Origin of the sequence: Rhodanobacter spathiphylli B39, from assembly GCF_000264295.1 — a bacterium.
GTDB lineage: Bacteria > Pseudomonadota > Gammaproteobacteria > Xanthomonadales > Rhodanobacteraceae > Rhodanobacter > Rhodanobacter spathiphylli.
Genome location: NZ_AJXT01000021.1, coordinates 23,551 through 36,413 on the forward strand (window position 1 = coordinate 23,551; position 12,863 = coordinate 36,413).

Annotated in this window: 7 protein-coding genes; 4 read left to right on the forward strand and 3 right to left on the reverse strand. The window is 68.6% G+C overall.

Annotation, left to right across the window (positions count from 1 at the left end; all coding sequences use genetic code 11):
• Positions 1-52: 52 nt before the first annotated feature.
• Together UU7_RS09045 and UU7_RS09050 are read right to left on the reverse strand one after the other, a co-directional pair.
• The gene (locus tag UU7_RS09045) at positions 53-2,575 is read right to left on the reverse strand and encodes a TonB-dependent receptor (RefSeq protein WP_007807550.1); all 2,523 of its coding nucleotides are present in this window, start codon (positions 2,573-2,575) and stop codon (positions 53-55) included.
• Between the two features lie 77 nt (positions 2,576-2,652).
• A complete protein-coding gene (locus UU7_RS09050; RefSeq protein WP_007807551.1) occupies positions 2,653-4,671 on the reverse strand; it encodes a tetratricopeptide repeat-containing sulfotransferase family protein in 2,019 nt (672 codons plus the stop codon).
• A gap of 278 nt (positions 4,672-4,949) precedes the next feature.
• Between UU7_RS09050 and UU7_RS09055 the strand changes: the two genes are divergently transcribed.
• The 4 genes from UU7_RS09055 to UU7_RS09070 all read left to right on the forward strand — a co-directional run bounded on the left by UU7_RS09055 (position 4,950) and on the right by UU7_RS09070 (position 11,199).
• A complete protein-coding gene (locus UU7_RS09055; protein ID WP_007807553.1) occupies positions 4,950-6,020 on the forward strand; it encodes an aromatic ring-hydroxylating oxygenase subunit alpha in 1,071 nt (356 codons plus the stop codon).
• A gap of 48 nt (positions 6,021-6,068) precedes the next feature.
• Positions 6,069-7,382, forward strand: a complete 1,314-nt coding sequence (locus UU7_RS09060; protein ID WP_007807555.1) for an amino acid permease — start codon at positions 6,069-6,071, stop codon at positions 7,380-7,382.
• 5 nt (positions 7,383-7,387) lie between these two features.
• Positions 7,388-9,442 carry an oxidoreductase gene (locus tag UU7_RS09065; protein ID WP_040673176.1) on the forward strand — a complete coding sequence of 685 codons (2,055 nt, stop codon included), beginning with the start codon at positions 7,388-7,390 and terminating at the stop codon, positions 9,440-9,442.
• Between the two features lie 191 nt (positions 9,443-9,633).
• Entirely contained in the window at positions 9,634-11,199 is a 1,566-nt protein-coding gene (locus tag UU7_RS09070) for a flavin monoamine oxidase family protein (protein WP_238530915.1), read from the forward strand.
• A gap of 238 nt (positions 11,200-11,437) precedes the next feature.
• Here the strand turns inward: UU7_RS09070 and UU7_RS09075 are convergent, their stop codons facing one another.
• Entirely contained in the window at positions 11,438-12,850 is a 1,413-nt protein-coding gene (locus UU7_RS09075) for a mannose-1-phosphate guanylyltransferase/mannose-6-phosphate isomerase (protein WP_007807560.1), read from the reverse strand.
• Between the last annotated feature and the right edge of the window lie 13 nt (positions 12,851-12,863).

The following is a 12,863-nucleotide window of genomic DNA, read 5'->3' on the forward strand; positions in this document are numbered from 1 at the left end:
GCCGTCGCATGTGAAGGCCCCGGTCCACGCCGGGGCCTTCGCCGTCTGGCAGCTAGAACTCCTGCTTGAAGCGGATGCCGATCGTGCGCGGCAGGCTGTAGCCGGTGTAGACCTGACCGTTCGGGTATGACGTCACCACCCCGTGCGCGCCGCAGACGTCGACGCCGCACTCGGTGTACTTGTATTGCGCCGAGCGCTTGTCGAACGCGTTGTTGATGTAGACGTCGGCCGACCAGCTGCCTTTCTGCACGCCGGCCGACAGATCCAGCGTGGTGTAGGCGGGCAGGTCGCCGAGCAGCGCCCGCTCGCTCAGGCGCAGGTCGGTGGTGCGCTTGCCGACGTGGACCAGTGCCGCCTGCACGAACGCGTCGCTGTCACCGATGTTGAAGCTGTAATGCGCGATCAGGTTGCCCTTGAACTTCGGCGTGATCGGCAGCTGGGTGCCCTTGGGCGCCAGCGGTCCCGACACTACGCTGCCGTCCTGCGGGTTGAGCGAGCCGGGCGGGCAGTCGGTGATCGGGCGCCCGCTGGCGTCGGTGAAGCCGCAGTAGTTGGCGGTCAGCCGCGCCCGGTACATCGCCCAGCCGGCGGTCAGTTGCAGGTTGTAGGAGGCCTGCCAGTTCAGTTGCGATTCGAGACCTTCGATGCGGGCGGAGTTGGCGTTCTTGATTTCGGTGAGGCCGTTTGCGCCGAGGATCGGGAACTGGAAGTCGTTCCAGGTTTCGCGGAACACCGCGCCGTTGAAGGACACCCGGTTGTCCAGCCACGAAGTCTTCCAGCCCAGCTCCTGGTTGATCAGGAAGTCGGCGTGGTATGGCAGCAAGGTGCCGCGCCGGTTGACGCCGCCGGGGCGGAAGCCCTCGGAGCGGGTGGCGTAGATCATCTTGGTGTCGCTGATGTTCCAGGTCAGGTTGAACTTGGTGAGGTTGCCGCTTTCCTTCACCTTCTTGTTGAAGTCCAGGCACGGTGCGCCCATGAACGGATCGGGCGACACGCAGGCGGCCTCGCCCTGGCTGGAGGAGAAGCCCGCGCCGTAGCCGAAATAGCCGTACAGCTGGTTGCTGGTGCGGTAATAGCGCTCGCCGATGGTGCCGGTGAGCACGTCGGGGATGAAGTCCCAAGACAGTTCGCCGAACAGCGCCTCGTCGCGGTCGTAGCGCATCTGCCGGGTCAGCCAGATGGTGTCGTTCCAGCCGCTGACGGAGAGCGCGTCGGCCAGGCCGTCGACCTGGTAGTTCTGCATGATGTCGTGCTTCTGCTTCTGCCAGAACGCACCGGCGACCAGGCGCAGGCGATCGTCCGCCGGTGACACCAGGCGCAGCTCGTGGCTGCTGTTGGTGTAGCCGTCGCGATCGCTGATGTGCTGCGACGGATTCACCAGCGCGCCGTTGTTGTCATAGAACGATGCACCGGAGCCGTACAGCGCGTCGTACCAGAAGCCGTAGTCGCTGTAGTCGGTCTGCTCTTCCTGGTTGCGCTTGAGGTGCGCGTAGGCATAGGTCAGGTCGAAGTTGCCGATCTTGCCCTGCACGGTCAGCGCGCCCTGCCACCAGCGATCGTTGACGCGCTCGGGATAGAAGTGCGTGACAGCCAGGTCGCCCACCGCCGGGTCGCTGGCGAAGTTGCCGTGCGAGATGGTCTGCTGCCCCATCAGCATCGGCGTGATCGACCAGTTGTCGTCGAGGTCGACCTTCAGCGCGGCGCGCGCGCCGGTGATGTTGGCGTCGTTGTAGTTGTCTTTTGCATGGCCGACGCACTGGGATGCCGATGACGGCGAGCTTCCGCTCGCCGTGCAGCCCGGCGCGTTGCTGATGGTGATGCCCGAGGTGGGGAAGGTACGCGAGCCGGCCTTGTTGTCGATGTAGCCGGCATCGTGCTCGCGCCAGCCGACCAGGCGGATCGCGGCCGTCGAATTGATCGGCAGGTTGAGCATGCCCTCGCCCGTGTAGCCGATGCCGCCGTGCGCGAGCGTGTCCACGCCGAGGCTGTAGCTGGCCGCGTAACCGCTGGGGTCGGGCTTGTTGGTGATGATGCGCAGGGCGCCGGCCTCGGCGCTGGCGCCGTACAGCGTGCCCTGCGGGCCGGCCAGGACCTCGATGCGGGCGATGTCGTACATGTGGATGTCGAGCGGGCCCTGGATCGTCGTCACCGGCTGGTCGTCGAGGTAGACGCCCACGCTCGGCTGCGAGCCGGAGTGGTTGGTGTTGCCGCCGCTGGTCACGCCGCGCATGTAGATCGAGACGAAGCCGGGCCCGGTGGCGATGCCGCCACCGCCTTGCTGGAAGGTCACGCTGGGCAGGTACTTCACGTAGTCGTCGAAACTCTTCACGTGCAGCGCTTCGAGCTGGTCGGTGGCCAGCACGTCCATGCTGATCGGCACCTTCTGCAGGTTCTCCGTGCGCTTCTGCGCGGTCACCGTGACCACGCTGAGCGTGGTGGCTTTCTGCTTTGTCGATGACGTGGTGTCGGGCGGCGTGGGCTGCCCGGTGTCCTGCGCCATGGCGGGCGCCGCCATGGCGAGGCAGATGGCGGCCGCCAGCGGCAACCGGATCAACGTCGCCCGTCGGGCGTTCATGGCCTGTCTGGAACTGCTTGCATGCATGCGATTTCCCCTCATCCGGTGAACGGCAAACCAACCCAACCCCCAACTTCTCAGGTGAAGCCCGGCACCTCTGGATAGCTGTCCAGCACCGGCCCGAGCGCCTGTTCCAGCGGCCCCAGCCACGGCGCAAAGCGGCGCCAGTGGTCCACGCCCTCGCGATAGATCGGGCGGCGCACCTGCTCGGAACTCGCGGTGTGCACCGGCCGCGGATTCTCGAAGAAGCGCAGGCAGGCGTCCTCGAACGGCAGGCCGCAATAATCCAGCAGGCGACGCACCTCGCCCTCGGTGTCCGCCACCATGCGCTCGTAGAACACGCGGTGGATGCGCCCGGGCAGCACCGTGTCGAAGTGCGCCATCAGGCGGACGTAGTCGTGGTAATAGCGACCGACGTCCTCGAGGTCGTAGCTGAAACTCTGCCCGCGCGCGAAGTGCTGCTTGAACGCCGAGAAGCAGCACGCCAGCGGATGCCGGCGCGCGTCGATGATTCGGGCGTTCGGCAGCATCAGCTGGATCAGGCCGAGGTGCATGAAGTTGTTCGGCATCTTGTCGATGAACAGCGGCGCCGAGGTCTTGCGCTGGATGCGGGTGCGCGCGAGGTAGCGCTCGCCGAGCGCGCGCAGCGCGTCGGCGTCGAGCGCGGCCAGCGCATCGTGGTAGGGCATCACGCCGTCGCCCTGGCCCTGCCGGCGCAGGCCGCGGGTGATCGAGGCGACTTCGGGCAGCTCCATCGTGCCCTCGACCTGGCTGTGGCTGGACAGGATCTGCTCGATCAGGGTGGAGCCGGCGCGCGGCAGCCCGACGACGAAGATCGGATCGCGCGCCGGGCAGCCCATGCCCGCGCGCGCGGCAAAGAACTCGCCGGTGTAGTGGGCGCAGGTGCGGGCCACCCGCGCGCTGGTCTCGTCCGCGCTGTAGTGCAGCTGCGCGCGACGGATCGCGTTGCCGCGCGCGTAGTGGGCGAACGAATCCGCGCAGGCGTCGGCATCCTCGCGCGCCTTGCCCATGGCGAACTCCAGGTGCAGGCGGTCTTCGTCCGACAGGTCGCTGCGCGCCAGCTGGTCGCTCATGGTGGCGAGGTCGGCCGCGCTAAAGCGGAAGGTCTTCAGGTTGGCCAGGCTCCACCAGACTTCGCCGAACGAAGGCAGGTGCTGCAGGCTGTGCCGGTAGGCGGCGATCGCGCGTTCGCCGAAGCCGGCAGTCTTCAGCGCGTGGCCGTAGCTCATCCACACCCGCGGGTTGTCCGGGTAGTTCTGCACCAGGTCGGCGTAGATCGCGATGGCCGGCTCGTAGTCGCCGATGCGGCACAACACCACCGCCTTGAGGTTGCGGTAGGCCGGGTGTTGCGGCTCGTTGGCCAGCAGGTGTTCGATCTGCGCGAGCGCCTGTTCGGGCTGGTTGCTGCGATGCAGGACCATGGCGTAGTGCTGGCGTGCGGCGTCGAAGCCGGGGGCCAGCTCGAGGCAGCGCGCGAGCAGGTTCAGCGCATCCTCGTTGCGGCCCACGCGGGCGGCGACCTCGGCGAACATGCGGATCGCCGCCACGTCGGTGGGCGCCTGCTTCAGATGCTCGCGCAGCAGCGCCTCGGCCTGCGGGACGCGGCCTCCGGCGAGCGCCACGGCGGCACCCATCAGGCGCGGGTCGTGGGTGGAATGCAGCACGTGCCTGGCATAGGCGGCGTCCGCCGCATCCTGCTCGCCGGCGGCCATCAGGTGGTCGCCGAGTTCGCGCCAGGCTTGCGGCAAATCGGGTTGCAACGCGACCGCGCGGCGCAGCGCGGCGATCGCCTCCTCGCCGCGGCCGAGCCGACCCAGCACCACGCCCAGGTCGAGCTGCAGCGCCGCCCATGTCGGTTGCGCAGGCACCAGCGGAAGCAGGATGTCGAGCGCGGCCCGGGCATCGCCCTGGCGCAGGCGCGCGGCGGCCAGCAGTTGCAGCGCCAGCGGATGGGCGCCGACTGCGTGCAGGATTTCTTCGAGTTGTTCCACCGCCAGTGCGGGGTCGCGTTGCAGCAGCCGCTCCGCGTGTGCCAGCGCCTGCTCCAGCGTGCCGCTGGCCGACGCCGCGGTCATGCGTCGCCTCGTGGCGGCGACGGAAACGGCCCACGCGGGGCGACGGTCCGGAGTGACGACAGCGGTACGGCGCCTGGCATGGAGGTAGCGGCCTCTCGCGGGGTTCGCCGCAATCTACAACCGAATCCGGCTGGTAGATAGTGGCACCGGCGGGCACGGCGCAGCTGCGGTTGCCGCCGGTTCGACACAAGCGCTAGGCTCAGCCGGACGCTTCCGCCGGGCCGGGCGGGTCGCATCGGCCGGTTGTTCGCGGCCATCCAACCGGGGGAAAGCAATCCATGCACACCGACACCGTCGTCGAACCGCTCGAACGGGCGCACGCCTTGCCGGCGCGCTACTACGCGGGGGAGGCGATGCTGGCGATGGAGCAGCGCGCGGTGTTCGGCCGCAGCTGGCAACTGGTGGCCCGGCAGGAACAGCTGGCCGAGCCGGGCGACCACGTGGTCGACCAGGTCGGTGGCGTGCCGCTGCTGCTGGTGCGCGGCCAGGACGGCGTGCTGCGGGCCTTTCCCAATGTCTGTCGCCACCGCGCCGGTCCGCTGGCGCTGTGCGACGGCAAGGGCGCGCGGGCGCTGCACTGCAAGTACCACGGCTGGACCTACACGCTGGAAGGCCAGCTGCGCAGCGCGCCGGAAATGCAGGACGCCGCCGACTTCCGCGTGGAGGACATCCGCCTGCCGCCGTTGCGCGTGCACGAGTGGCAGGGGCTGGTGTTCGTGGCGCTGGACGCCGCCGTGCCGCCGTTCGAGGAAGTCCATGGCGGCATCGCCGAACGCATCGCGCCGATCGACCTGGCGGCGATGCGCTACCTGCGCCGCGACACCTACGACATCGACTGCAACTGGAAGGTCTACGTCGACAATTACCTCGAGGGCTACCACCTGCCGCACGTGCATCCGGGCCTGTCGAAGGTGCTCGACTACCGCGCCTACGACACCGAGCTGTTCGCCTGGTATTCGCTGCAGTCTTCGCCATTGCGCAACAGCACCGACATCTACGGGGACGGCGAGGCGTTCTATTACTTCGTCTACCCCAACATGATGCTCAACATCATGCCCGGCCGCCTGCAGACCAACCGCATCCTGCCGCTGGGCCCGGGGCGCTGCCGCATCGTGTTCGACTACTACTACGCGCAGGACGCCGCGGCGCAGGCGCGCATGGAGGCCGACCGCAGCTTCAGCGACGAGGTGCAGAACGAGGACATCGGCATCTGCGAGGCGGTGCAGCGGGGACTGGCCTCCGGCGCGTACACGCCGGGCCGGCTCAACCCGAAGCGCGAAAGCGGCGTGTGGCATTTCCAGAACCTGTTGCGCGCGGCCTATGCGGGGCCGGCCGGCGAATCTGCATGAGTCCGTCGCCGCATGCGCTGCCACCGAAGCGGACAGGCGCACGTCGGGATGCGTGACCGCAGCCGGATCGGCTTCTGGACCTGCTCCGCGCTGGTGGTCGGCAACGTGATCGGCATGGGCATCTTCCTGCTGCCCTCGTCGCTGGCGCCGTTCGGTTTCAACGCGCTGATCGGCTGGGGCATCACCCTGTTCGGCTGCCTCACCCTGGCGCGGGTATTCGCGCATCTGTCCGCGGCGCTGCCTGCTGCCGATGGCCCCTACGGCTATGTCCGCGACACGCTGGGCGAGCTGCCGGCCTACATGTCGATGTGGGCGTACTGGGTGTCGCTGTGGCTGACCAACGCGGCGCTGGCCACCGGCGTGGTGGGCTACGTCACCGTGGTGATGCCGGCACTCGGCGTCATTCCGCCGGTATGGTTCGCGCTGGTGCTGGTGTGGCTGTTCACCCTGGTCAACCTGCTCGGCGTGCGCACCGGCGGCATCGTGCAGATCGTCACCACCACGCTGAAGCTGCTGCCGATGCTGGCAATCGCCGTGCTTGGCGGCTGGGTGTTGCTGAACTCGCCGGGCAGCTATGCGGCCCATCCGCCGACTACCCCGGTGACGCTTGGTGGCGTGATGGCGGCTTCCACCATCGCGTTGTTCGCGATGCTGGGCATCGAATCGGCCAGCATTCCGGCCAGCCGCGTGGACAACCCCGGCCGTACCATTCCGCGCGCCACGATGACGGGCGCGGTGGTGGTCGCGCTGATCTACGTCGTGGTGTCGACGGTGCCGCTGCTGTTGCTGCGGCAGGACGTGCTGGCCAACGCCAGCGCGCCATTCGCGCTGCTGATGGACACGTTCGGCCACGCCGGGTCGGGTCGCTGGCTGGCGCTGTTCGTGGTGATCAGCGGACTCGGCGCCCTCAACGGCTGGACCCTGCTGGCCGGACAACTGACCCGCACCATGGCGGACAACGGCGTGCTGCCACCGTTGCTTGCGCGCAGCAATCGCCATGGCGCGCCGGTTGCCGCCTTGCTGATCACCGCGACGCTGGCCTCGGTGATGGTGTGGATGAGCTACAGCAGTTCGCTGGTGGCGGCATTCACCTTCATCACCCTGATGGTGACGGCGGCGAACCTGCCCTTGTACCTGGCCTGTGCGCTGGCGCTGGCGGTACTGTGGCGGCGGGGCGTGCCGGGCTGCAGCGGGCGCCGCGTGCTGCTGGTGGCGGGCATCGGCTTGGCGTATGTGGTATTCGCCTTCGTCGGCATCGGCGGCGGACCGTTCGTGTATGCGCTGGGCCTGATCGCCGCGGGCCTGCCGCTGTATGTCTTCATGCGGTGGCGGCGCAAGCCGGTCGCCGCCACCGAGGCCTGAGCACCATGCGCGACCCCCGCTACGACATCCTGTTCGAACCGGTGAAGATCGGCCCGGTCACCGCGAAGAACCGCTTCTTCCAGGTGCCGCACTGCAACGGCATGGGCCACGCGATGCCGCTGGCCCATGCGGCGATGCGCGAGATGAAGGCCGAGGGCGGCTGGGCGGTGGTCTCCACCGAGGAGTGCGAGATCCACCCCAGCGGCGATCTCACGCCGTACGTGGAAGCGCGGCTGTGGGATGACCGCGACATCCCCGCGCTGGCACTGATGTGCGACAAGGTGCATGCGCACGGCGCGCTGGCTGCGCTGGAACTCACCCACAACGGGCCGACGGCGTCGAACCTGTATTCGCGCGAAGTGCTGATCGCGCCGTCGCACCAGCCGACCAAGTACGGCTACCCGCACCAGGCGCGGGCGATGACGAAGCACGACATCCGCGAGTACCGCCGTTGGCATCGCGAGGCGGCGATCCGCGGCAGGCGCGCGGGCATGGACATCATCTACGTCTATGCGGCGCACGACCTGTCGCTGGCGATGCACTTCCTGCAGCGCCGGCGCAACCAGCGCAGCGACGAATACGGCGGCTCGCTGGAGAATCGCGTGCGGCTGCTGCGCGAGGTGCTCGAGGACACCAAGGACGCGGTGGGCGACACCTGCGCCGTCGCGCTGCGCTTTGCCACCGAGGAGCTGCTGGGCCCGGGCGGCGTCGAACGGGCCGAGGCCAGGGAGATCGTGGCCATGCTGGCCGAGCTGCCCGACCTGTGGGACGTGAACGTGGCCGCCTGGTACAACGATTCGGTGCCCTCGCGGTTTGCCGCGGAAGGTGCGCAGGAGCCGTTCATCGACTTCGTCAAGCAGACCACCAGCAAGCCGGTGGTGGGCGTGGGCCGCTTCACCTCGCCCGACACCATGGTCTCGCAACTGAAGCGCGGCGTGCTCGACATGATCGGCTGCGCGCGCCCGTCGATCGCCGACCCGTTCCTGCCGCGCAAGGTCGAGCAAGGCCGCGTCGACGACATCCGCGAATGCATCGGCTGCAATATCTGCGTTTCCGGCGACATGACCATCTCGCCGATCCGCTGCACGCAGAACCCGACCATGGGCGAGGAGTGGCGCAAGGGCTGGCATCCCGAACGTATCGCACCGAAACGCTCGGCGGCGCGCGTGCTGGTGGTCGGTGGCGGGCCCGCCGGACTGGAAGCGGCGCGCGCGCTTGGCCAGCGCGGCTACGAAGTGAGCCTGGCCGAGGCGCGCAAGGAACTCGGCGGTCGCGTCACCCGCGAAGCGCGCCTGCCGGGGCTGGCCGAATGGGCGCGCGTGCGCGACTGGCGCGTCGGCCAGATCCGCAAGCTGGCGAATATAGCCGTCTATCTCGATTCCGTGCTCACGGCGCAGGACGTGCTCGATTTCGGCGCCGAGCACGTGGTGATCGCCACCGGCTGCCACTGGCGCCGCGACGGCTACGGCCGCAGCCACGGCGCAGCCATCGACGGCTTCGTCGACGGTGCGCGCATCTACACCCCCGACGACCTGATGGACGGCCATCTGCCCGAGGGCCGCGTGGTGGTGTTCGACGATGACGGTTTCTACCACGCGGGCATCGCGGCCGAAGCCTTGCGCCTGCGAGGTTGCGAAGTGGCGTATCTGACGCCGGAGGACAGCGTCGCGCCATGGAGCCAGCACACGCTGGACTACCGGCACATCCGCAAGCGGATGGCCAAGCTCGGCATCGAGGCGATCGTGTCGCACGACATCGTCGGCTATGCCGGCAGCACGCTCGTCCTCGAAAACGTGTGGGACCACCAGCGCCGCGCGCTGGCCTGCGACGCCGTCGTCACGGTCACCGCCCGCCTGCCCGACGATGCGCTGTACCAGGAGCTGTTGCGGCGCGAGTCCGATTGGCCTGCCGCCGCCCTGCAATCGCTGCGCTGCATCGGCGACGCCGAGGCGCCGGGCCTGATCGCCCACGCGGTCTATGCCGGACATCGCTACGCCCGTGAGCTGGAAGAGCCGGCCGCGGTCGGCGTCCCGTTCAAACGCCATTTCCACATCGAGTGACGATCGCGCAGGCGCACGGGCGCATCGCGGTTGCCGGCGGGAGTGGCCCCGGGATACCTGTCGTTGCAATCGATGCGGTGGCAGATTCGGCGTAGGCTGCGCCCGTGCGCGGGGGTGTACCGACTGGGGGTAAGACGATGGCTCGGACGGCGCTGGTCGATGTGTTGCGGCGGGCCGCGGCGATTGCGGCCGTGTCCCGGAGTACGGGCGAGCCGCTGGACGAGGCAATTGCGCGCGAACGCAGCTTGCGGGTGGATCATGCGCGGCGCCGATTCCTGCGGCAATCGGCGGTGGCTTCCGCGGCGCTGATGCTGGGCGCCTGCGCACGCGTGCCGATGCCCCTTCGCGCCACCGGCACGGATGAAGTGGTGGTGGTCGGCGCCGGCGTGGCCGGGTTGACCTGCGCGCACCGGCTGCGCCAGGCCGGCGTGCCGGTGCGCGTGTACGAGGCACAGGAGCGCATCGGCGGGCGCATGCTCAGCCTGCGCGGCCACTTCGCCGACAACCAGGTGTGCGAACTGGGCGGCGAGCTGATCGACACCGGCCACGTACATGTCCGCGCGCTGGCCTGTGAGCTGGGCATCGAACTGGACGACCTGTCGCGCGATCCCACGGCTGCGTTCGGCGACATCTGGTTCTGCCATGGTCGGCGTTACGGCGAGGACGACATCCTGCGCGAATTCGCACCGCTGGCCGCGGCGATCGCCCGCGACGCGGCGACCTTGCCGGAGCAAGAAATCACCGCGGCCACGCCCGGCGGCGCGCAGCGACTGGATCGCGAAACGATCGCGCAATGGCTGGATCGCCAGGGCGCCAGCGGCTGGCTGCGCACCCTGATCGAGGTGGCCTACACGACGGAGATGGGACTGGACTGCGACGAACAGTCCGCGCTGAATTTCCTCACCTTCATTGATCCGGGTCGGGACCACTTCCGCATTTTCGGCGAAAGCGACGAGCGCTTCCACGCGCGCGGCGGCAACGACCTGATCGTGCAGCGCTTGGGCGCCGGACTGGCCGACGCCATCCACACTGGCAGCGTGCTGGAATCGCTCGGCCAGGGCGCCGATGGCCGCTACGTGCTGGGCTTCAAGCGCGATGCCGGCGCATTCGAGGTGCGCGCGCAACGGGTGGTGTTGGCCTTGCCCTTCACCACGTTGCGCCGCGTACGCATCGACGCGGCGTTGCCGGCGGTGAAACGCCGTGCGATCGCCGAACTCGGTTATGGCACCAACGCCAAGCTGATGATCGGCTTCAACGAGCGGGTCTGGCACACGCGCCACCAGAGCGGTGGCGCCATCTATGCCGACCTGCCGCTGCAGACCACCTGGGAAACCAGCCGCATGCAGCCTGGTACGGCCGGCATCCTGACCAACTTCACCGGCGGGCGGCATGGCGTCGAGCTGGGAAGCGGCAGCGCGAAGCAGCAGGCTGCCGCCGCCGTGCAACAACTGGAAGCGGTGTTCCCGGGGCTGTCCGCGGCGAGGGACGGGGCGCGCGAGGCGCGCATGCACTGGCCCACGTTCCCTTGGACCCTGGGCAGCTACGCGTGCTTCCTGCCAGGCCAGTGGACCGGCATCCGTGGCGCCATCGGCGAGCGCGTGGGCAACCTGCACTTCGCCGGCGAGCATTGCGCGTTCGACAACCAGGGCTTCATGGAAGGTGGCTGCGAGACCGGCGAATGGGCGGCCCAAGCCGTGCTGCGCACCGCCGGGACGGGCTCCTGGCCCGCGTCGGCGACGTGCGCGCAGACGGCCTGAACGAGGTGGCGGTCGGCAGCCATGGGGCAATTCGAGCTTGCCGTTTCAGCGAATCCGTGGCCCGCTGCCGCGGCGGCCGTCGCGCTCAGAGCCTGGGAAGAAAACCACTTCCTGTGGTTTTCTTCCATCGCACGTCCGGTACGTGCCCGGACGTGCTCACGCGAGTCAGTCACTTGCGCGACCGATCCGCGTCCGGCCATCCATGGCCGGGCTTCGAGGTTGAAAAAATCACAACCTTTCAGACCCGCCCGTAGACGTCGTCGAAACGCACGATGTCGTCCTCACCCAGATAGCTGCCGGACTGCACCTCGATCAGTTCCAGCACGACCTTGCCGGGGTTGCGCAGGCGGTGCTTGCTGCCCAGCGGGATATACGTGCTCTGGTTCTCGCCGAGCAGGAACACCTTGTCGTCGCAGGTGACCTCGGCGGTGCCGGAGACCACGATCCAGTGCTCGGCGCGATGATGATGCTTCTGCAGGCTGAGCGAAGCGCCCGGCTTGACCTGGATCCGCTTGACCTGGAAGCGCTCGCCTTCCTCCAGCGAATCGTAATTGCCCCAGGGGCGGTGCACCACGCGATGCAGCGAGTGTTCGCTGCGGCCGGCGGCCTTCAGTTGTTCGACGATCTTCTTCACGTCCTGCGCGGCGTCGCGGTGGGCCACCAGGGTCGCGTCCGGCGTGGTCACCACGATCAGGTCGTCGACGCCCACGGTGGCCAGCAGGTGGCGCTCGTGCGAGCGCAGCAGCGAACGATGCGTGTCCACCGCCAGGGTGTCGCCTTCGCGCAGGTTGCCATCGGCATCCTTGTCGCCGGTCAGCCACAGCGCCGACCACGAACCAATGTCGCTCCAAGCGCAGCTGACCGGGATCACCGCAGCGCGGCGGGTCTTCTCCATCACGGCGTAGTCGATCGAGTCGTCGGGCACCCGGGCGAACGCATCGCGGTCGATGCGCACGAAGTCCAGATCGACCGTGGCTTTCGCGTGCGCCATGCGCACCGCTTCCAGCATCGCCGGCGCGTGCGTGGCCAGCTCTTCCAGGTAGCGCGCGGCCTTGAACAGGAACATGCCGGAGTTCCAGTCGTAGCCGCCATCGGCCAGGTAGGACTGGGCGGTGGCCAGGTCGGGCTTCTCGACGAACTGCCCGACGCGATAGCCGTGGCGGTCGATCGCGTCGGCGCGGCGGATGTAGCCAAAGCCGGTTTCCGGCCGGTCCGGGCGAATGCCGAACGTCACCAGCCAGTCCTGCGCCGCCAGTGGCTGCGCCTGTCTTACGGCCTCGACGAAGGCGTCGGTGTCGCCGATCAGGTGATCGGCCGGCAGCACCAGCAGCATGGCCTCGGGGTCGCGTTGCAAGGCCTGCAAGGCACCCAGCGCGATCGCCGGCGCGGTGTTGCGGGCCAGCGGTTCCAGCACGATGCTGGCATCCCTGATGCCGGCCTCCAGCAACTGGTCGGCGGCGAGGAAGCGGTGATCCTCGCTGGCCACCACGATCGGCGCGGCGACGTCGGGCAGCTGGCGGGTGCGCGCGATGGTCTGCTGGAACAGCGTGCCCTTGCCGGCGAGCGCGAGGAATTGCTTGGGCAGGTTCTTGCGCGAGACGGGCCAGAGCCGGGTGCCGCTGCCACCGCTGAGGATGAGGGGAATCAACATGGTGGCAGGATCT

What these genes read in the sequence shown, in the direction of transcription:
- UU7_RS09045 (WP_007807550.1), bottom strand. Translation starts at nt 2,575, where the DNA reads ATGAACGCCCGACGGGCGACGTTGATCCGGTTGCCGCTGGCGGCCGCC.
- UU7_RS09050 (WP_007807551.1), bottom strand. Translation starts at nt 4,671, where the DNA reads ATGACCGCGGCGTCGGCCAGCGGCACGCTGGAGCAGGCGCTGGCACAC.
- UU7_RS09055 (WP_007807553.1), top strand. Translation starts at nt 4,950, where the DNA reads ATGCACACCGACACCGTCGTCGAACCGCTCGAACGGGCGCACGCCTTG.
- UU7_RS09060 (WP_007807555.1), top strand. Translation starts at nt 6,069, where the DNA reads ATGCGTGACCGCAGCCGGATCGGCTTCTGGACCTGCTCCGCGCTGGTG.
- UU7_RS09065 (WP_040673176.1), top strand. Translation starts at nt 7,388, where the DNA reads ATGCGCGACCCCCGCTACGACATCCTGTTCGAACCGGTGAAGATCGGC.
- UU7_RS09075 (WP_007807560.1), bottom strand. Translation starts at nt 12,850, where the DNA reads ATGTTGATTCCCCTCATCCTCAGCGGTGGCAGCGGCACCCGGCTCTGG.